23 protein-coding genes are annotated in these 21,132 nt (G+C 38.3%); 1 reads left to right on the top strand and 22 read right to left on the bottom strand.

Going from position 1 to position 21,132, the window contains the following annotated elements; translation table 11 throughout:
- Positions 1-6: 6 nt before the first annotated feature.
- The 5 genes from ACTQ54_RS02120 to ACTQ54_RS02100 all read right to left on the bottom strand — a co-directional run bounded on the left by ACTQ54_RS02120 (position 7) and on the right by ACTQ54_RS02100 (position 4,678).
- Entirely contained in the window at positions 7-678 is a 672-nt protein-coding gene (locus ACTQ54_RS02120; protein WP_062467890.1) for a head maturation protease, ClpP-related, read from the bottom strand.
- A complete protein-coding gene (locus tag ACTQ54_RS02115; RefSeq protein WP_274730039.1) occupies positions 644-1,912 on the bottom strand; it encodes a phage portal protein in 1,269 nt (422 codons plus the stop codon). The genes ACTQ54_RS02120 and ACTQ54_RS02115 overlap by 35 nt, the downstream gene beginning before the upstream one ends.
- Positions 1,913-1,931: 19 nt before the next feature.
- Positions 1,932-3,530, bottom strand: coding sequence for a terminase large subunit (locus ACTQ54_RS02110; protein ID WP_218930255.1), 1,599 nt, complete (start codon positions 3,528-3,530; stop codon positions 1,932-1,934).
- 313 nt (positions 3,531-3,843) lie between these two features.
- Positions 3,844-4,056 carry a DUF4314 domain-containing protein gene (locus tag ACTQ54_RS02105; RefSeq protein ID WP_218930256.1) on the bottom strand — a complete coding sequence of 71 codons (213 nt, stop codon included), beginning with the start codon at positions 4,054-4,056 and terminating at the stop codon, positions 3,844-3,846.
- Positions 4,049-4,678 carry a hypothetical protein gene (locus ACTQ54_RS02100; protein WP_218930257.1) on the bottom strand — a complete coding sequence of 210 codons (630 nt, stop codon included), beginning with the start codon at positions 4,676-4,678 and terminating at the stop codon, positions 4,049-4,051. Before ACTQ54_RS02100 ends, ACTQ54_RS02105 begins: the two co-directional genes overlap by 8 nt.
- A 126-nt stretch (positions 4,679-4,804) precedes the next feature.
- On the opposite strand from ACTQ54_RS02100, the gene ACTQ54_RS02095 reads away from it, so the two are divergent.
- Positions 4,805-5,338, top strand: coding sequence for a hypothetical protein (locus tag ACTQ54_RS02095; RefSeq protein WP_218930258.1), 534 nt, complete (start codon positions 4,805-4,807; stop codon positions 5,336-5,338).
- On the opposite strand, the gene ACTQ54_RS02090 is transcribed toward ACTQ54_RS02095, so the two are convergent.
- The 17 genes from ACTQ54_RS02090 to ACTQ54_RS02010 all read right to left on the bottom strand — a co-directional run bounded on the left by ACTQ54_RS02090 (position 5,321) and on the right by ACTQ54_RS02010 (position 20,967).
- On the bottom strand, positions 5,321-6,559 hold the full coding sequence (locus tag ACTQ54_RS02090; RefSeq protein WP_218930259.1) for a site-specific DNA-methyltransferase: 1,239 nt from the start codon (positions 6,557-6,559) through the stop codon (positions 5,321-5,323). The genes ACTQ54_RS02095 and ACTQ54_RS02090 overlap by 18 nt on opposite strands.
- On the bottom strand, positions 6,534-7,703 hold the full coding sequence (metK, locus tag ACTQ54_RS02085; protein WP_235956225.1) for a methionine adenosyltransferase: 1,170 nt from the start codon (positions 7,701-7,703) through the stop codon (positions 6,534-6,536). The genes ACTQ54_RS02090 and metK overlap by 26 nt, the downstream gene beginning before the upstream one ends.
- 14 nt (positions 7,704-7,717) lie before the next feature.
- Positions 7,718-8,251, bottom strand: a complete 534-nt coding sequence (locus tag ACTQ54_RS02080; protein WP_274729987.1) for a P27 family phage terminase small subunit — start codon at positions 8,249-8,251, stop codon at positions 7,718-7,720.
- Positions 8,252-8,434: 183 nt separating this feature from the next.
- Positions 8,435-8,809, bottom strand: coding sequence for an HNH endonuclease (locus tag ACTQ54_RS02075; protein ID WP_062467881.1), 375 nt, complete (start codon positions 8,807-8,809; stop codon positions 8,435-8,437).
- Positions 8,810-8,933: 124 nt separating this feature from the next.
- Positions 8,934-9,347: a hypothetical protein gene (locus ACTQ54_RS02070; RefSeq protein WP_218930261.1), complete on the bottom strand. Its 414-nt coding sequence runs from the start codon at positions 9,345-9,347 to the stop codon at positions 8,934-8,936.
- Between the two features lies 1 nt (position 9,348).
- Positions 9,349-10,698, bottom strand: coding sequence for a DEAD/DEAH box helicase (locus tag ACTQ54_RS02065; RefSeq protein WP_274729986.1), 1,350 nt, complete (start codon positions 10,696-10,698; stop codon positions 9,349-9,351).
- Positions 10,688-10,975: a VRR-NUC domain-containing protein gene (locus ACTQ54_RS02060; protein WP_218930263.1), complete on the bottom strand. Its 288-nt coding sequence runs from the start codon at positions 10,973-10,975 to the stop codon at positions 10,688-10,690. The genes ACTQ54_RS02065 and ACTQ54_RS02060 overlap by 11 nt, the downstream gene beginning before the upstream one ends.
- 151 nt (positions 10,976-11,126) lie before the next feature.
- On the bottom strand, positions 11,127-13,361 hold the full coding sequence (locus ACTQ54_RS02055; RefSeq protein ID WP_274729985.1) for a phage/plasmid primase, P4 family: 2,235 nt from the start codon (positions 13,359-13,361) through the stop codon (positions 11,127-11,129).
- 13 nt (positions 13,362-13,374) lie between these two features.
- Entirely contained in the window at positions 13,375-15,318 is a 1,944-nt protein-coding gene (locus tag ACTQ54_RS02050; protein ID WP_274729984.1) for a DNA polymerase, read from the bottom strand.
- Positions 15,299-15,451: a hypothetical protein gene (locus ACTQ54_RS02045; protein WP_441754220.1), complete on the bottom strand. Its 153-nt coding sequence runs from the start codon at positions 15,449-15,451 to the stop codon at positions 15,299-15,301. Before ACTQ54_RS02045 ends, ACTQ54_RS02050 begins: the two co-directional genes overlap by 20 nt.
- A gap of 11 nt (positions 15,452-15,462) precedes the next feature.
- A complete protein-coding gene (locus tag ACTQ54_RS02040; RefSeq protein WP_218930266.1) occupies positions 15,463-16,017 on the bottom strand; it encodes a DUF2815 family protein in 555 nt (184 codons plus the stop codon).
- Between the two features lie 16 nt (positions 16,018-16,033).
- On the bottom strand, positions 16,034-17,161 hold the full coding sequence (locus tag ACTQ54_RS02035; RefSeq protein ID WP_218930267.1) for a DUF2800 domain-containing protein: 1,128 nt from the start codon (positions 17,159-17,161) through the stop codon (positions 16,034-16,036).
- Positions 17,151-17,477 (bottom strand): hypothetical protein, encoded by a 327-nt coding sequence (locus ACTQ54_RS02030; RefSeq protein ID WP_218930268.1) that lies wholly within the window; start codon positions 17,475-17,477, stop codon positions 17,151-17,153. Before ACTQ54_RS02030 ends, ACTQ54_RS02035 begins: the two co-directional genes overlap by 11 nt.
- Complete coding sequence (locus ACTQ54_RS02025) at positions 17,440-17,658, bottom strand: hypothetical protein (protein WP_441754217.1); 219 nt, start codon at positions 17,656-17,658, stop codon at positions 17,440-17,442. The genes ACTQ54_RS02030 and ACTQ54_RS02025 overlap by 38 nt, the downstream gene beginning before the upstream one ends.
- Positions 17,659-17,721: 63 nt before the next feature.
- Positions 17,722-18,219, bottom strand: a complete 498-nt coding sequence (locus ACTQ54_RS02020) for a hypothetical protein (protein WP_274729983.1) — start codon at positions 18,217-18,219, stop codon at positions 17,722-17,724.
- 386 nt (positions 18,220-18,605) lie between these two features.
- Positions 18,606-19,139, bottom strand: a complete 534-nt coding sequence (locus tag ACTQ54_RS02015) for a hypothetical protein (protein WP_441754215.1) — start codon at positions 19,137-19,139, stop codon at positions 18,606-18,608.
- 82 nt (positions 19,140-19,221) lie between these two features.
- Entirely contained in the window at positions 19,222-20,967 is a 1,746-nt protein-coding gene (locus ACTQ54_RS02010; protein ID WP_441754213.1) for a hypothetical protein, read from the bottom strand.
- Positions 20,968-21,132 lie beyond the last annotated feature (165 nt).

Here is a 21,132-nt window from a genome sequence, read left to right as displayed (position 1 = left end):
TTCCTCCTAATATTTCAATCGCTCTAAGCGATCATAAAATGATTGAATCGGTGTGTATTTAGTTTCTAACTTCGCGACAAATTCAAGAGCTAATTGCTTCGTTGAAAAAGAATAATTTGATAACGCAAGCTCTTTATCACCTTGATAAATCACATCGCAGAAGCCGAGTTCTTTGGCTTTATTCGCATTCATCCAAGTTTCAGCATCCATCATCTTAGACAATTCTTCTCTTGATAAATCAGTTTTTAGTTCATAGGCATTAATAATTGATTCTTTCACTTCCTCTAACATAACAATCGCTCGACTCATTTCTTTACTGCTTCCCATCACCGCTGTTAATGGATTATGAATCATCATGAGAGAGGTTGGTGCCATCTCCACAGTTGTTCCGGCCATTGCAATCACACTGGCAGCAGAAGCAGCAAGCCCGTCTACTCGAACTGTTACCTCATTGGGATAATTCATTAACATCGTATAAATTTGACTGGCTGCAATACAGTCACCTCCCGGAGAATTCAACCAAATAATAATAGGCCCATCTCCTTCATCTAATTGATTTTTAAATAGTTGAGGTGTGACCTCATCGTCTAACCAGGAATTCTCAGCAATGACTCCATCCATTACCAGCTCCCTTACACTTTCATTATTTGTCTTCTTCCAATTCCAAAATACGGTCATCTGCATCTATCCTCTCTTTATAAAAAGCCCCCGCTTGATCCAGTGGAAGCATGTTGCCATTCACTAAATATTGATTGCCACCCTCTTTATCACTGATATGGTTCATGTCTTCTAACTCTCGAATGTCATTTGCTGAAAGCCAACCGTTTTGACGTCCTACAGCATAACCATTCATTCGCGTCTCATAATCACCTCGTAAAAGTCCACTTACATTAAACTTTACAAAGTAGGTATCTTTCTCATCTTTAAAAAACAGTGATTGGTGAATTGCTTGTTCAATACGAACGAGCCAAGGATTTAGTGTGTATTTCACAAATTCCATGGATTGTTGCTCGATATTATTGAAGCTAGAGCGGTCTAAATCTCCAATCATATGTGGCGGCACTCGAAATATTCGCGCAATTTCATTCAACTGAAATTTTCTTGTTTCTAAAAACTGGGCTTGATCAGGTGGAATCGTTAATTGATGGAATTTCATCCCCTCCTCCAACACCGCGACTCGATGAACATTCCCTTTAGAAAATTGTGATTGCCACGTTTCTCTTAACCGTTCCGGATCCTTGACAATCCCTGGATGCTGTAAAACGCCTCCGGGTGTTGCACCATTCGCGAAAAACCTAGCCCCATAATCTTCTGTAGCCAACGCCATACCAATCGCGTTTTTAGCCATCGCAATGGGGCTGTACCCCATCAGCCCATCAAAGCCCAAACCCGGAATATGAAGCACTTCTGATCTAGTTAGTGATATCTTTTCTTCTCTACCTGAGCCATCAGAGGTTTTGGTGTAAACATAAATCAATTCATTATTCTTCGCTCTTTGAACTTCTACTTGATTAGGCATCAATGGGTACATTCCTAACACATCACCTCTACCGTTGCGAATCACTTGAGCATAGGCATTTCCGTATAGGAGCAGATGTGACATCATCGTTTCTCTGAAAGTAAAACTCGTCATTTCTTCATTGGGCTCATCATGTAATAGAAAGTAGAGAGGGTGCTCTCGTGCTTTAACTTTGCTGCCATTGTCTTCATAACGATATAAATGCAAAGGTAAGCTCGCAACAGACTCGGACAGAATACGAACGCAGGCATACACTCCTGTTGACTGCATGGCCGTCCTTTCATTAACTTGTTGGCCAGAAGGGGTTGAGCCAAATAAAAAAGATAAGCGACTATTTGTAAAATTGGTCGGCTTATCTCTCGATCGAAATAACATTTTTAATTGTTCAAACATTTTCAATTTATCACCTCATTTATAACAGTAAAATACCTCGGTCTTCATACACCGAACCATGTTTCCCAGCATTTCGAATGGCTCGATCTAATGCCATAATCGTTGCGACTATCCCATCAATTTTTTCAGATGATTTTTCCTTATCTGGTTTAATATTTCCAGCTGGATCTTTCTTAATAAAGATGTTATCCGCCATCCAATGTAAAACTGGATGACCACCATGAGCAATTTTTTCTTCAAGAACCAGTTTCATTAATTCTTTGGTCGGAGGACTCATGTCTTTAAATCCTTGCCCAAATGGAACCACAGTAAAACCCATTCCCTCCAAGTTTTGCGACATTTGAATTGCTCCCCAACGGTCAAAGGCTATTTCCTGAATATTAAATTGCGTTCCGAGTTCTTCTATAAACTTTTCAATATACCCATAATGAACGACATTACCTTCAGTCGTTAATAAATCTCCACTATGTATCCATTGATCATAATGTACATGGTCTCGACTTACTCTAAGTGCCACATTATCTTCCGGCATCCAAAAGTAAGGTAGCACTGCATATTTATCTTCTTCATCTTCTGGAGGAAAGACTAGGACAAATGCCGATAAGTCTGTCGTAGAAGATAAATCTAATCCGCCATAACATACCTTGCCTCTCAGGCGCTCAGGGTCTACTGGAAAATCACAGGCGGACCATTTATCCATTGGCATCCACCGCACCGCTTGTTTCACCCATTGGTTCAATCTAAGCTGTCTAAATGAATTTTCCTCCGCCGGATTCTGTCTGGCACTTTCAAAGGCTGCTTCGACTTTTTCCATAGCTACAGTAATATCTAAGGAGGGATTCGCTTTTTTCCAAACCTCTGGATCGGTCCAATCCTCATCTTCCTTCGCTCCATAAATGACTGGATAAAAAGTAGGATCCGTTTTGCGACCTTCTATAATATCCTCCGCTTTTTGATGAACCTCATAACCAATGCTTTGAGTATCGTTACCTGCTGTTGTAATTAAAAAATATAAAGGCTGTGTCCTCGCGTCCCCAGAACCTTTCGTCATAACATCAAATAATTTACGATTAGGTTGTGTATGGAGTTCATCAAAAATAACCCCACTAATATTAAACCCATGTTTCGAGTAGGCTTCTGCCGATAAAACTTGGTAAAAACTATTAGTGGGATGAAAAATGATTCTTTTTTGTGAGGCAAGAATTTTTACGCGTTTATTTAAGGCAGGACACATCCGCACCATATCAGCGGCCACTTCAAAAACAATTGAAGCTTGTTGTCTGTCTGCTGCACAACCGTATACTTCGGCTCGTTCTTCCCCATCCCCACAAGTGAGTAATAGCGCTAACGCTGCTGCAAGTTCTGACTTCCCTTGTTTCTTAGGAATCTCAACATAGGCGGTATTAAATTGCCGATACCCATTGGGCTTGATGGTGCCGAACAAATCTCTGATGATTTGTTCTTGCCAATCAATCAATTCAAATGGTTTGCCTGCCCATTGACCTTTGGTGTGCGTTAAACATTCAATAAAATCTACTGCGTAATCCGCTTTTTCTTTATCATATACTGATGTCTTTTCCTTGAATTGTGTAGGTACATACTTTTTAAGTTTTCTCAATCGTCTCCCTCCAAAAAAAACCAGAAAACTCTTTAAGAGTCCTCTGGTTTTAGAAATTATTGAGCCATATTACAATGTCGACAATAATAGGCTGTTCTATCTCTCATATTATGACAATATTTACACTCGATTTCATCCAACTCACCGGTCGATAGAAGCGTCCTATGATAACATTTTTGACAGTACACTGTATCACCTTCATCACAAAGCCAATCTTGATCATCATTACCACAATTTGCACAATTCATATTAACCTCCTAGAAATATATGATTTTTTATTATAAATATATTATATCTTGTATAAAAATAGAAGTTAATATATATTCTTAACTTTATCCTTTTGATATAGTACGTTTAATGAAGAACCGTTATCCCAAGAAACCATAATGGAACCAATATCATCGACTCCTACAACGGTTCCTAATGTGCCCACAGGAGGAGCTTGAACATCATCCATTTGAACTAATTCAATCCGACTGCCAAGAGGGTATCGTTTTTTGATAATTTCTAAAATTCGCTTATCCATTTTGGACCTCCTTTGGGAACCTAAAAGCACTATTTCCGGATAACTCTTTAAGTAAGATATTTCTTACGTCTTTGTAGTCCGGTCCTATCATCCCAATTGCCAGTAAAAATGTCCTAAAAGTATATTTGTCATTATCCGTTTGCGTTTCTTTTGCTGAAATAAATTTCCGTTCTTTTACGTACTGAATGGTTTTCTCAATGAATATGACTGTGGCTTGTATGACTTCTTGATCCGGTTGTTCATCGAACCAAGGAAATTCTAAATGATCACTTTTCACTTCAAAACAAACCCTGTCAGCATTTAAGGCTTTTTCAATTAGCACCCTTTTGGCAGTTAATAGATTTTCTAATTTGCCCAATTCACCGGCTTCAATTAACGGCACTGAAACAGCAAAGCCAGTTTCATTTTCTTGATTTATCACTCTAAATCCGGCTTCAAGAATCACTTGATGGACTTTTTCATTTAAACCAACGACTGTCGCATCGCGTTCAACCTTTATTTCCCCAATTTGATAAGCATATGTGGGTGTGCCAAGATACTTTATCGCCTCACCAGTTGCCTTTGATATGACTTCGCAAAGTTCTTTACGTTTACGACTTTCTAATTCATACATTATTTGCATGATTTCCCCCTCCTTTTCTTCATGTACATATATCACTCTAAACGGAGTAAAAGTCCAGTCATATCAGTGATTAAATAGCATTTATTACACATGATAAGATATACTATAAATAAAGGAGCTGATTTTATGCAATGGTTAACAACTTTCAATACCTGGTTTATCAATAGCAAAGATTCGATTACTTTATGGATTGCAATCATTGGATTTTTCTTGTCAATTTGGAACTTAATCTCAAAATGGTTAGATAACCGGACTCATTTAACCGTTGAAGTTAAAAACACCTATCGGATAAAATCAAACGTTCTTTTTCTAGAATTAGCTATTACCAATCATTCCAGAAAACAAACTGTACTCCAACGAACTAAAATTTCTATTCAAAACGAATATTTTGGTGTTTTACATGACGCTCGTCAGATTATGACAACCCAAGAAGTAGCAAAAGGATTTAAAGAAGCTACATATATTACTGCCTTTCCACTAACAATTCCACCGCTAGGTTGTGATCGATTTTGGGTAAGATATGACTTTGAAAATGAAATACCAGAATTGCTTGACGAAACGCAGGCTAATATTTCTTTAGTTTGTTTTGGTAAAGAGAAGCTTCATCCTGTCTCCTTACCTAAACGTTTAACTCTTGAGGAATTATTCAGAAATACTTGATAATACATCTGAATAGGTAAAATCTTTTCCTTTACGTTTTAAGCTTACACCTTTATCACTTCCAACTTGTTCAATATACCGTTTGATAATCACATCGCAGTATTTCTCATCTAGTTCAATTGTATAACAAACTCGATCCGTTTGTTCACATGCTATAAGCGTTGACCCGGATCCTCCAAAGGGGTCCAGTACAATCCCATTGGTTAAAGAAGAGTTTAAAATAGGGTACGCAATTAAGGGCACTGGTTTCATCGTTGGGTGGTCGCCATTTTTCTTCGGTTTATCAAACTCCCAAATAGTTGATTCCTTTCGTCCGGTATACCATAGATGCTTCCCTTTCTTCTTCCACCCAAATAGAATCGGTTCGTGTTGCCATTGATAAGGAGAGCGACCTAAGACCAGAGATTGTTTTTTCCAGATACAAGTGCCTGACAGATAAAACCCTGCCTCTTTAAAAGCTTTCCTAAAATTAAGACCTTCCGTATCAGCATGGAAGACATAGATCGATCCATCATCTGCTAGAACATCGTGAGAATGTTGAAATACGTCTAATAAAAACCGATAAAAGTCTTCATCGCTTTGGTTGTCATTTTGAATTTTCCCCGCTTTTCCTTCATAGTTCACGTTATAGGGTGGGTCCGTCACAACCAGATTTGTTTGACGGTCCCCCATTAACGATTCAAAAGTAGAGGCTTGGGTACTATCACCGCAGATTAAGCGGTGTCGGCCCAATTGCCAGATATCCCCTTGCTGCGTTATGGCGGGTTCACCAAGTACTTCATCCATATCAAAATCATCATCATGTATCCCCTCTTTTAAATCATCTTTAAATAAATCATCTAATTCATCCGGGTCAAATCCTGTTAATGATACATCAAAGTCTGTTGCTTCTAGGTCCGATATTAAAATGACGAGTTTGTCTTTATCCCAATCACCGCTAATTTTATTTAAGGCAACATTGAGTGCTTTCTCCTTGTCTTCATCTAAGTCGACAAGGACGCAATCGATCGTTTCATACCCTAAATCTTCTAATACCTTGAGTCGCTGATGCCCACCTACTACCCGTTCCGTTCTTTGATTCCAAATAATTGGATCAACGTAACCGAATGTTTCTAACGAACGTTTCAATTTTTCATATTCTGCATCACCTGGCTGTAAATTTTTTCGCGGATTATACTCAGCAGGAGTTAATTCTTTAAGAGATAACTTCCTCATCTCCATTGATAATCCCCTCCTTCGTTAATTTCTTATGAGCTGTTTGCTCCCAGGTAAACCGACTCGAATTAAAGTGGCCATAACAAGCTGTGCGCTGATATTTAACATGCCTTAAATTTAAATAGTCGATAATTCCCTTCGGACTTAAATCGTATGATAGTAAAATAATCTCTTTTAGTTTGTCGTCCGATAATTTACCGGTTCCAAACGTATTTACTGAAATGGCAACTGGCTGTGCTTTGCCTATCGCATAGGATATGCCGATTTCACATTTTTCTGCTAAGTTCTCATCAATCACTTGTCTTGCGATATGTCTTGCCATATAAGCACCCGACCGATCAACTTTTGTGGGATCTTTTCCTGAAAAGGCTCCTCCACCATGAGCACCTAAACCACCATATGTATCCACCATAATTTTACGACCCGTTAGTCCAGTATCTGCGTCAGGCCCTCCAATAACAAACCGACCAGACGGATTAATTAATATCAATGTATCTTCATCCAGTAAATCCTGACGGACAACTGGTAGAATAACACGAGATTTAACTTCTTGTTTTAATTGGTCGATATTTTTATCCTCATCATGTTGAATCGAAATGATAATCGCAGCAATCCTTTTCGGCTTTCCATCATTGTATTCTACACTGACCTGGGACTTGCCGTCTGAGTGGATTCCTTCAATCGTTCCTAACCATCTTGCTGAATCTAATCGTTGACATAATTGATGGGCATAAGATAATGGCATAGGTAAGCGGTCATAGGTTTCATTCGTCGCATAACCATAGACTGTCCCTTGGTCTCCGGCACCCAGCTCGTCATATTGACTTCCTTCTCGAACTTCCAGAGCTAAATCTACACCATCTCGAATGTCTTTACTTTGTTTTTGAATATGCATATGGATTTTGAACTTTCTCGCGTCATACCCACATGACTCCAATACCCGCCTAATAACTTGGCGGATTCCTATTTTTGTATTACATGTTATTTCTCCAGCTATAAATACATGACCTTTCGTAATCATTACTTCACAGGCTACTCGCGATTGATTATCCAGCGATAGTGCTTCATCTAAAATGGCATCCGATATTTGATCACATAGTTTATCAGGGTGTCCCTCACAAACACTTTCTGCTGTTTTAATTATTGTCATTGTCTATCCTCCAATTAAGATTTTTTCCTAAGTAGTTTTTCCATCAAATCATCTTTAGGTATCGGCCCATCATAGGACACACTCGCATTCTCTCGGACAATTTGATAAATCTGATACCACAGTGTATTAATTTGTTTCATGTAGTCTTTCGACATAGAAACATAGGGAGAGGCAATGGCATTCCCCGTCGTAGGATGCTTCGCTAGAAAACCAAATTCTGAAATAGCTTGTTCGCACTGGATCCATCTGGAAACTGTCATCGCATACTGTTCAATGAGTTGCTGATTCACAAGGGCTTCGCATTCATGTATTTTGAGCCAATTCCACATCTCCTTATAAATTTCTTCCACATAAAACTTTTCACCATTTTTTTGTTCTTGTTTTAAATAATCATTAATGGGTGGCATATCGGTCGCTTCCAAACCTGCTGGTGTGGGTAGAATATAAGTATCCTTCAACCGGTCATCATTTATCTTGTCCACTAAAGCATTCTTCTTTCGTCCTGCACCAATACGTGCGCCACCGCGCCTAGTACCATCTTTTGCCAACCACCTTTCACCTCATCTCAATTAGCCCCACTGTCAGGCAAATAGGAAGGGGGTAATACCCTGTTTGAATTCAAAAAAATTTACGCGAGGGTCCCCGCCCGCTGAACGCCTTAGCTTCAGAGAGATTCGACCTCCCCCTCCCCTTATATATTTCCACCATATTGACGTCACTAAAACCTATTTCTAGTATTTATACTCAACACCCTTTGGAAATCGATCCCCATCTAATATCGATTGCTTGGAGTGGCAAGGTTTGCATAATGTTTGAAGGTTAGTAAAGTCATTCGTTCCTCCTCGTCCCAGCGGTAAGATGTGATGCACTTCCTGACCAGCAGTCAGTCTTCCCTCTGCTTGACACTGCTCACACAAAGGATTCTGATGCAGATACAATTGTCGTATCCTTCGCCACTGTCTTCCATAGCGTTTGTTACTTTCAGGGTCTCTCTGATATCGATTGTAAGTTTGATGGCTTTCCTTTCGATGCGCCTCACAGTACCGTCCATCTACTAACTCTGGACACCCTGGATAAGAACAAGGTTTCTTGGGTTGTCTTGGCACAGTCTTTCACCTCCACATAGAAAAAGCCCATACAAGTTTTCAGCTTGCATAGGCTCGTGTCTTATCTTTTTTTCCTAGCTTAACATTAACAAAAGAGTTAACTGACATTCAATGACATTTACTGCTAAGATTTAAATTGTTTAGTCACATCATCTAATCCTTTATTATGTAACCGATAGATATGGCGGATATTATAATTTAAGTCGATAGCAATTTGTTCAAAAGGGAGAAAGCATAGATAACGTTTCTCTAGTACCATTTGTTCTTCTGAATCTTTTACTAACTTTATCCTCACCATGATATCTCGTTTCAAGTCCACTAGCTTATCTATATCGATATTGATTTCTTCTTGGAGGCTCATTATTTTGATAACGGTTTCTTCTAAGCTAGACTGCTTGGAATGAGGATACTTTGGCATGTCTGATAAAGTAGACGTTGCTTTAGTCGCTAAAAGTCTTAATTGGTCGACTTGTTCTAGTTTTGAATTAATACGTTGATCTAAGTAAAAAGCTTGTTGTAAATATTCTTTAGCATTCAATCTAACTTACCTCCAATTCCGCTTTGACAGCTTCCATTAATTGATTTTGAAATTTATCTTTTAACCTTAATGCTTTCATAACATCCTCATCAATCGTATCCTCAGTGATAATGTGATGGACTACAACTGACTCCTTTTGTCCTTGCCGATAGAGCCGCGCGTTGGTTTGTTGGTAAAGTTCTAAGGACCAAGTTAATGAAAACCAAACTAAAGTAGAGCCTCCTGCTTGTAAGTTTAAACCATGACCAGCACTAGCTGGATGAATCAAAGCGATTGGGATTAATCCTTTATTCCAATCTTGAAAGTCTTGTTGCGTCTTTAATACCTTCACATCAAATCGTTGGGTGATACGAGTTAAGTCATGTTTGAACCAATAGACTACCAAAAGTGGTTTTCCATTCGCAGCCTCGACAAGATCTTCTAGGGCATCTAACTTACGGTCATGAAGCCAGACACTCTCTTTTTGCTCATCGTAAACGGATCCACTGGCCATTTGGAGTAACTTATTGGAAAGACTGGCGGCATTAATCGCATCAATTTCTTTGTCTTTTACTTCCACAATCATTTCTTTTCGCATCTCGTCATAAACTTTGCGTTCCTTATCTGATAGCCTAACAACTACTTCATTGGTTATAAAGTTTGGCATATCTAAATAGTCCTCTGCCTTCATAGAAACTGTAATGTCTTCAATTTGATTGTAGATTGCTTCTTCTGCTTCAGGCTTAGGTTTATAAGAATAAATGACCATGCCATTCCGTTGATTGGGGTCAAAGTAACGCTGGCGGTAGTGAGTGATAAACCGTCCAAGACGCTCTCCCTTATCTAAGATTCGAAATTGTGCCCATAAATCCATTAAACCATTACTCGATGGCGTCCCAGTTAATCCGACAATTCGTTCGATAAAAGGTCTAACTTTTAGCAATGATTTAAAACGTTTTGCGGCATGTGACTTAAAACTAGAGAGTTCATCAATGATGACCATATCAAAATCAAATTGATAACCACTCTTTTCGATCAACCATGTGACATTCTCACGATTAATGATATATATTTCGACCTCTTGTTTAAGGGCTGACTGTCTTTCTATTTGATTACCAACTACGACAGAATAACGAAGATCCTGTAGATGGTTCCACTTTTCTATTTCATTGGGCCAAGTATCTCTTGCTACCCTCAACGGAGCTATCACCAAGACTTTCTTTACTTCAAAAGAGTCGTACATCAAATTCTTAATTGCTGTCAAAGTAATGACTGTCTTTCCAAGTCCCATATCTAAAAACAGAGCCGCGACAGGATGAGTATCAATGTATTCAATCATCTGTTGTTGATAACCATGTGGTTTAAACTCCATCACGAATCACCTCCTCAAGTATTCTTGATATATCTTCTGTGCTATCTAATACAAAACATTTAAAATCTAAGGATTGAAGTTGGTTAATCCGTTTCTGTTGAAGTTTACGTGGTTTATGACCGGGTGCTTTCACTTCAACAAAAGCCAGCTTGCCTCCTGGAAGCAATACCATTCGGTCAGGAATCCCAGTTAAACTTGGACTCGTCCACTTTAAACACCATCCTCCAAGACATCTGACTGCTCTAATTAATTGCTGTTCAATTTCCTTCTCTCTCATGTTACCCCCTCAAAAGTTTGATAAATCAATAAAGTGACGGTGAGTGATGGCTGTATCTATTCTTATTTATATATAATTTAAATTTTTGCTCTATATAAAATAGGTATAGAAATAGCCGTCACTGGGTGTCACTTTCCCTTTGAATCAAGCTTTATAAAAATTCACTTTGTAATTTCAGCCCATGGATGAAAGAACCACGATTGGTCTTCTTCCGTTCAAATCCCGCTGAGGCAAGAGCTGTATAAAAATCAGTCGTGCTTCTAGGGAATTCTCCAGAACGGTGACAATAGGCTCTATATTCCTCGTAGACTCTTCCTGATTTTTCTATGAGCCCTTCTTTAACATCACAGCAATCCATTATGAAATGATGGAACCAGTCATTCGTTTCCTTATAAAAAGCAACCGCATCTTTTACCTTTTGAGGCTGCGAAATTTTATAATCTTCAGCAATGACCTTCTGTGCCCCTTCAACTACCCAAGCTAAGATAGCTTCGCCGGCTTCTTGATAAAGAAAATCCGCGTAGTTTTTAATATCACTGTTTCCTTCAATCTTTGCCTCAAAGGGAATAACAATTAATCGTCGCCATGTTCCTTCATCCAAGGCACCTACTTTTGGAAGGTGATTGGTGTAAAGGACCAATGTATGACTCGGCGTATAAGAAAAGGGATCCTTAAACTTTTTCTCCGCGAAAATCTCATCAGTGGAGCATAACTTTTTGACAACCGACGTGTTGAGTCGCATCCCTTCTTGAAGTTCTGCAGAGATTAAGAGACGTTTTCCTTTTGCTTCTGCCAATTCGTATTTCACATTACCTTGTTGCTTCATCGTCAATGAATCCGCCGATAGATTCCCAGAGTAGCTACCTAGAACTTTGGCAATCACATTCCAAAAGGTAGACTTCCCGTTGCGGCCATCTCCATAGGCAATGATAAGGGCTTCCACGTATACCTTTCCTATCGCAGCAAGTCCGACAATTTTCTGAACGTAATCAATCAATTCTTGGTCCTCTTGGAAAAAAGTATTTAAAGCATCCAACCAATGTTTCTTTCCTTTGTCCGATACGTCCACTAAGGTTTGTTTGGTAATGAGGTCTTCTGGCCGATGCGCTAATATCTCTCCTGTTTTTAAATCAATCGTATAAGAAGGTGTATTAAGTAAAAACTCACCCTGGTCTAATTCACCTTGTTCAATTTCTACCAAATGACGTACCACATTTAATGCAGATTGAATGTATCGATTATCACGTCGTCTGAGCACAAAATCTTCATATGCTAAAGCATCTTCGAGATTTCGCATGACAACAGCTTGGTCTTTCGTCATGGCTTCTTGAGCTTTTTTCTTACTCATGGAAGTAAGTAACTGCATTCCCCCATTATTTTCCAGAAGCTGTCTGTATTCGTTGATTTTATTTCCTGCTTCTTCAAGTTGTTTATTCGTCAATTCTTTTACAACCCCAACAGCTTGAGACTTTGACTCGTCCCAATAACTCCCGTTATATACTAGAAAGTCCGTTGAAGGAGAATAGCAAAGCTGATGAGAAAAGTGTTCTGCCAATACAGAAGCTTGACCCACATCTGAATAGTCAGTGGGTTTATATTGATAGGTCACATTAAATTGGTCCGGCGGAATGTAATTAGGATCCTGAGACACGCGCTCTCCAAAATTCAATGCAGACTGCCAAATCTTATTCAATTCTTCTTCCGATAAAGGTGGCGAACAATCTAATGCTTTTTGATTAAACTGCTCTCGTGCTTCCTTAGTATTTCCTAAGCGAATTAAAAGTCGTCCAGCATAATGGCTCATCGTACTATTCCGAGACCCTTCTGGTATTAAAGACTGTTCATGATTCCATGTCTCAAATGAAGGCACTTGACGGATAAAGCTGCAGACCTTTTGATTGCCGGCGCAGTGGACTATTTCAGGATTGGCCACCCCAAATATCATACGCGCGCTATCTAAAGCATTGCGATCAAAGTAGGGAAAGTAATCGACAATTGATTCTTTTAACTGTTTATAATCTTGCGCATCATAAACTTCCTCAATCGGAAAATACACATGAAAGCGAGGTCGAGCTGATAAGCTGCCTTTACTCTTTTGATGGTTTCGACTCGCTACTAAATAACACGTCACATCTTGGAAGTAGGTAGTAAAGTCACTCATCTCAATCCAATCCTCTGAGTTATCAGAGTGATCATTATCTAAATCTAGTACAACAACATTTGACACCTTAAAATTCCCTACCGAACGATAGTTATTTTCATAGTCAGCAGCAACGTGATCATACGCTGCTGCTTGTTCTAATTTTTCTTTTGAATCGACACTGACTTGATGTGGAAATATGGTAGCTCGATGATTTCCAATCGTGTCTGAACAATATAAATCCATCTTTTCCCTCCTGTTAATCTTTTTGATAAAAGTGACATTCAAAACCATCGGCTCCAAGTTCTAAACCTTGAGCCCATTCTGGCTGTTTACTCATGATGGTTGATATTTCTTCAACACTTGATTGGCCTTCTGGAACTTCCAAGACAATCTCATCATGAACATGCATAACGACGCGATAGTCTTTGAGTCGGTACATAGCTTCAGCTAAAATATCTCTTGCAATACCTTGTACAATATTCTCAACAAACTTAGCTCCATAGGATTCTACTTCTTGCCAGTTATTTCCGGTCCCTATTCCCTCATAAACAACAGATTCTCCGCCGAAGCGATTTGATCCGATGCGAGGTTTGCAGTAAGCTAACCGACGTCCGGAGGGCAACTCAATAAATAAAATTCCTGATTCATAGGTAAAACGAAGTCCATGCGTTTCAGTGAGCATTCGTCCTTTCACTGTTTCTTTCGTACAGCGATCCACTGACCACCAGAAGTCTACAATATTAGGACTTGCATGACGCCAAGCATCTACGAGTGGTTTTAGGTCTCCTTCCTCTATCCCCATCTCAATGGCTCCCATGGCTTTAAGTGCGCCGACAGAACCCCCATAACCGAGAGCGAGTTCAGCAATTTTCCCTTTTTGGCGGAGATAGCTATTCACTCCATGCTTTTCAACGGGAACACCAAACATCTGGGAAGCAGACTCACAGTAAATATCCTTCCCTGCTTTAAAAGCTTCTTGTCGCCATTGTTCCTTGGATAACCATGCTAAGATTCGTGCTTCGATGGAAGAAAAGTCATCTACGATAAATCGATGACCCTTCTTGGGAATAAAAGCTGTTCGGATCAATTCCGATAAGGTATTAGATACTGAACCAAATAATAGTTCCAAACTTTTGGTATCTTTCATTTTTACTAAATTACGAGCTTCCTTTAGATTAGTTAGGTAGTTACGCGGGAGATTTTGTACTTGAATCAGGCGGCCAGCATAACGCCCGGTTCGATTGGCTCCGTAAAACTGGATAAGTCCTCGTGCTCTGGAATCCAATCCCGTCACTGATAGCATCGCATCATATTTCTTCACACTCGACTTCGAAAGTTCTTGCCGCAGTTCGAGCACTTGCTTGTTCTTTCCTTTCGAAGTTTCCAAAGCTTCTTTCACTGCTTTTTTCGCCATAGATTCGATGGGACATTCTTGTTGATTGAGCCATTCTTTTAATTGAAGCGGTGAGTTTGGATTTTCTAAACCCGTTAAATCTTTAGCTTCTTGAAGATGATGCTCTCTGGTTTGTCTGCCGCAATAAATTGCCCCTTCTACCAAATCCATTTCCACCTCAATCCCTAAATCATTGATTTTCTGGTCTTGGTGATAGTAGTTCCACTCTTCACTTGACACAGGAAATTTAGACAGACGATGTTGAATTGCTAATTCTACTTCAATATCTCTTAGGTTATATTCTTTGAAAGATTTCCAATCTTGTAGGGAATGATCAGGCAGATTCCTTGCTCGGTAGTCATTCGCTTTGGTTGGTTTACAAGGTGTGCAAAAGTATCGAATCAGCCGCTTACCTTCCTGCATCTTTTTACATTCTAGCCCTAGCACCTCGCCAACTTTCTCTAATGACAGAGGTAAACCTAGAGAAGCGGACCACACCATAGAGCAATACCATCCACTTGGATCCAAATATTGTCCCGGTGGATATCCCAAAAATTGGCTTAAACAAACGCGTTCAAAGTTGGCATTAAAAGCCCATTTTTCAATGGTTTCATCTTCCAAACTTTTCAATACCTCATCAGGTAATTTTTCTCCCAAAGCGATATCTACCACTTGAGCGGGACCACTATCAATTGAATAAGCAAAGAGGAGGACTTCAAAGTCCCCACTCTCGGCATATTTATACACTCCTGCTTTAGATAAATTAACTGATGAGAAAGTTTCTATATCAATACTTATTGTCCTCATTTTTCATCCTCTTTACTTCTTGCTCATATTGATTCCATCGTCTAAGGATTGAGATCATAAGGTCCGTTCCAAGATCTAAAATAATGTTTAACCAAATTACGACGATAATGATCCAAACAATTAACTCTCCCATTACTCCCCCTCCTAAGCTAAGAAATCATCCGTTGCATCAGAAAGTGGTTTAAAATCTGAACTCGCAGAGGATCCACCACCTAGAGGTTCTCCGTCACGAATTTTCTGGATATTTCCTAGACCGCAAGCTACTCCTCGGTTCCCATTCACGTTATAAGCATAAAAATTGATAGACACTCGCGCATAAACGCCAGAATAAACTTCTGAACGGTCTAAAATGGGATTGACATACTCATCGACAATCTGTGGGGCTCTTACAGCATTGGCATTTACAAAGTAGGCATCTTGGTACTCTGTATCTTCTTTCTCAATATCCCCATCACGTAACGGCAATTTTAAAGCTGCTTTATTAGGCTTCTTCCCTCCAAACTTTCCAATTCCCTGTTCAATCGCGGCATCAATGGCTCGTTCAATAGCCTCAATAGTTTTCGTATCTGACTTCGGAATAATTAATGACGCGGAGTATTTTTCTTTTCCACCATTCATGGCAGCACGTGGCTCCCAGACATTGGCATAACTTAATCTCACTTCACCTGTAACGACTTTCGTTGAATTCATATTTGACATAATTCTTTCTCCTTTTTTATTTAAAATCTTCTTTAACATCGTGTCTGACAATAGCTGGACGTCCATCACTATCTGGGACTAACTGTATTTTGCCTGCTGAGCGCATTATCAAATCACCAAATATTTCATTAAATTTCTTGTTACCGATTTGCTTCTCTAATTTTGTTAGAGCCTTTAATTTCACTTCATGAATATCTTTAATGTCTTCTTCATTTGCACGTTGTTCCACTAAATCTACATCCATATATTTTCGAGTGGTTCGGCCTTCTACCAATTTAAAGCCAGACCATTCTTTGTTATGATCAGTTGCTTGTTGGTAGGCATAGGCCTTCACATCCTCAGCCCATCGCACGAGGTCATCTAACTGAGGTAATATCGCTTCAATCTCCTCATCTGACAGCAAATGCGCTTCTTTTAATTCATGCTTTTTGAGTTCAAGGTGGTGATTCGCTCTGTCTTTAGACACTGCTCTAATCTTGGTATGCTTTAACCACTCGCCAGGATTCAATTCACCTTCACCTTGATAAGCAAGTTCGGCTTTCTCCTTCAAATCACCGTTTGCCCATTCTAGGAGCGCATCTAAATCAATGACCCATGTCGCGATATTTCCGATACGAGGTTGATAGATAGAAAGATGGATTGTTTCAATATCATAAATCGCTTCAAATATCGAAAAAGCTCCAAGTGCGTATAGTTTCATTTGTGGGTTGTCTTCCACCGGGACATAGGTCTTTCCATACTTAAAATCTACAACTTTAAGGGTTGCCCCCGATGCGAGAATACAGTCTGCGGTTCCGAATCCTTCTGGAACATAAGTTGAAAAATCAACTCTTTGTTCAATTAAAACAAGCGGACTTTCTAATTCAGACATTTGTTCATGAATAAAACTGACGTAATCATCAGTGTAGGCTTCCATTTCATCAGAGTGATAAACAGAGGCCGGACGATTATTTTCAATACCTAATGACTTTTTCAATTTAAATTCAGCTAGTTCATGGGCAGCGGTTCCTTCTTCGGCATATACATTGGAGTCATCCACCCCCATGTCTTCGACAGCAATTTGTTCGAGTCTTGAAATGGGTGGGTGCTCTAACCACTTATGGGCACTGGAAGCTGATAAGAGAGCATGCTTCTTATTCGTCATGACTTAATGCCTCCGCTTCATGCCATAGGATGAAATAAGCTGATGGGTCTAATTCGCTTAACTTATTGGACCCCATTTTTTTAATGAGCAATCGGATTTCATCCGAGAACCCTTCTTGTGCTTTCTTTGCTAAATGTTTTTGTATTGCCTCAAAACTGATTGGCTGGACCGATTCTTGTTCATCAGGAATCGAGTATTCATCTAATGTCATCTGATTAGGATCCTCACTAACAAATGCTTGGTAAAAGTGTTCCCAATCTTCGTAAAACGATTGAATATTATCGTTGATGGCTTGTAACTGTTTCATCTGACTCATCTAAGATTTCCTCCTCTTTAATTTCGACTGATGTAATTTCATCGCCGGGTACTAGAATAGTGATATTCTGTTCTGCGCCAAACAACTTTTGACATAAACGCTGACTAAGTCGAGCTTTTCTTATGCGGACCATCTCTTGCTGACGCTTTGGCATGGTTTTAATGGTTAGAGTTTGTCTCATCCAGGTTCCTCCTTTCGAAGGGCTTTTGATTTTTTCCCCTTCACTATTAGCCACCAGGGGGACCTAATTCGGACGGTCTTGTAAATATTTTTTTAATTTAGTTTTTGCTCGGTTGACTGCTTTACGAATGGCGGATTCATCTTTACCTTCTTCTCGTGCGATGCTGGAGTAACTTTCCCCATCAATTAGGCATCTTTTTATCAAATATATCTGCCGGTCAGATAAGATACTCGATAACTCGTTCATCCATATTTTGCTTAATACCTGGGACTCCACATCAATATTCGATTCAATAACTCTTTTTTGTAATTTACGATTTTTATAATCCTCACGACTTATATCTTCATAAGACCTATGTCGATCACTTCTAGATTGTTTCCTATCATTCAGCTTTTCCTCATAATAAAAATCTAGAAGTTCTGTTTTCCAATCAGCCTGATAATTCGAATCAGTCATTGCAATGATTAATTCCTGGTCATCTGGGAAGTCCTCAATTATCAACTCAATTTCTTTGCCACTCTTTCCTACATATTTCACTTTTAACGGTTTATACTGTTTCACTGTTTTGCTCCCTCTTGCCTAGAGAGCATCAAGAGCAAGAGAACAGCAAAAAGGCCTGTGACCAACAAAGTACACAGACCTACTCCTGCCATAAAATGAGCGCATTAAGGTAAGGGTACTTTTATCTACTAAAATCTAAGTACCAAACTTAGATCTTGAGTAGATTTTGTATCCTCTTGCCCTTAATGCATATCAGGCAGTATGATATTTAATATGAAATAAATTATCTATTTCTATTTTCATTATCACAGGAAGCTCACATTATGACCCGGCATTAATCGTGCCGATTTAAACACAAAAAAACTGCTTTAATCAACGGTTTTCATTCCGTTGATTAAAGCAGTTTTTATTAAATCCAATTCTAATAGCATTTCAAGCGGCAGTTCTCATTCCGCATTTTCAAAATAATGTTTATCTGTTCTACCTAAAACATTAAAATTTTGTGAATATAGTATTTTATTACATGCATGTAAGCCTAAATTGGAGTGACTAAATAATAAAGTTTGATACATTACGTCTCGAGGAGTAGACCTTAACTCGTACCCAGCTAATCTCAGTATTTTAAAACTAATATGGGGAGGTAAACTCATACCTAGACAGAATTGCATTATAACATCAAGAGAATGCTCTATATCATCTTGATTTTTCAATTGTCTTAATTTTCGGTCACTCAAATCACATAATTCCGCGACTTCCTCTACCGTATAATCATATAATTTGATAATATAACTAATCGCCTCAGGTAAATTATTTGGTATGTTTTTTAACAGTTCGTACAGATTGTCTTGTTCTTCTCTCAAGAAGCTTGTTTTATCCTCAACATCTTCTGGATAGGCTAAGCTAAATTGTAATCTTGACCTTTGGCTATGATATAAAACCCCTAAATAAAGAAAATGAAGTTGGGACCTGGTTGTTGACATTAATTTCACGTTAAAAGGAAGACAACATTCATCCATATGATATCTGGCATAATCAGTTAGATTAATTTCACCATTAATTGTCTCATAGAGGTAAACTCATACCTAGACAGAATTGCATTATAACATCAAGAGAATGCTCTATATCATCTTGATTTTTCAATTGTCTTAATTTTCGGTCACTCAAATCACATAATTCCGCGACTTCCTCTACCGTATAATCATATAATTTGATAATATAACTAATCGCCTCAGGTAAATTATTTGGTATGTTTTTTAACAGTTCGTACAGATTGTCTTGTTCTTCTCTCAAGAAGCTTGTTTTATCCTCAACATCTTCTGGATAGGCTAAGCTAAATTGTAATCTTGACCTTTGGCTATGATATAAAACCCCTAAATAAAGAAAATGAAGTTGGGACCTGGTTGTTGACATTAATTTCACGTTAAAAGGAAGACAACATTCATCCATATGATATCTGGCATAATCAGTTAGATTAATTTCACCATTAATTGTCTCATAAAGATATTTACTATCATTTTTAATTACATGTGATTCTACATAAACATAGTTTTCTCCAGATAATTTACGCCCTAATTCTTCTGAACTATCAAGTAGGTCTATAAAATCATCATATTTTAATGAAAATGTCTGATTTCGTTTTAAACTTCCTCGAGAAAATGCATAATCTTCAACATAACTTCCATCTACATAATTTAGTACGCCAATAGCTTCTTCATAACCTAGGTCAATGAGTCTTATTTTTGCTGTAACTATAGGTACATTAAAGTTTTGAGCAATCTGAAATATGGCCCAATGGATCTGGGCAACCTTTTTTTCTAATTCACTTTTTTCCTGTAAGTGTTGTAATTCTTTTATACTACCCAGCAAATCAGAAATATTTTGATGCTCTATTTGATATTCTTCAACTTTGGTTATGCAAACTTCTCTAGGCAGTAAGATACATGGAGCTAGACTCCGAGCATGTACTTCCATAAAAGCATTTTCTTGGTGAGTTTGATTAAAATTATGTAAGAATGTTTCTTCATCAATTTGCATATTGGAGTGAACTAATTCGCCAAACATTGCCGCTTTATAATGAAGAATCCAATGAATACATTCATGGATGATTGTATTGTTATATGCTCCCGTACCTTTTAATTCTTTTAGTCGGGGATCAATTACAACTGTTCCTTTTTCTATAGAAACAATTTCTTTAGGATAATGTTGGATTTCCATAGTCTCGACTTCACAGTCACGGAAATAAACTTGTCCATGAATGCTACAGTCTTCGCTAAGAACTAACTCTTTCACATCAAGTTTAATACGATGGGCAAAAGCTAATGGATTAATAGCTTTGCCATTTTCTAAAACTTCTGGATAAACTATCTTAAGAATTTCAGAGGCTATTTCATCATTTTGACCTTTATGTATAATAGGAACTAATTGATCATCAAGCGGATAAACGTGATCAACTTTTTCTGAGTATTTACCGTAGCTTAGAGCTCCCATTTCATGAAAATCTTCCCCGATTCTGAATTGTGTCTGCAAGTTAGCCCAAGGATGCCCAGTAAATCCATAGGAACCATCTTCCTCATAGACCGAAACTTGCCACCTTTGCCTAATTTGAATTGTTATATCTAATAAATAAGGACCAATATCATTGATAAATAACTTTATTATATCGAAATCAAGCAATTTAATATGGCCAATACTTTCATTCGGATAATGTAAGTCGGTCAATTCATTTAAATGGTTTGGAATATAGCTTTCCAACCAATCTTTTATTTCATCTGTATATTCAGTCTTAATTAGCTGTTTAAATGATAGCAAAAGAGCACCCCCTTCAAAAAAAGAACATACGTTCTCGTTTATATTCTAACACCTTTTAATATGGAGAACAACTTAAGTAAAATTAGAATAAATAATATAATACTCCTCTTAAGGTAGATTTTTCTTAAGCATCTACTGTAAAAGGAGTATTCATAACTTATCTAA

Origin of the sequence: Fundicoccus sp. Sow4_H7 (assembly GCF_052115865.1) — a bacterium.
Lineage (GTDB): Bacteria > Bacillota > Bacilli > Lactobacillales > Aerococcaceae > Fundicoccus_A.
Note: the sequence above shows the minus strand (reverse complement) of the source record. Positions and strands in the feature narration are given on the sequence as shown.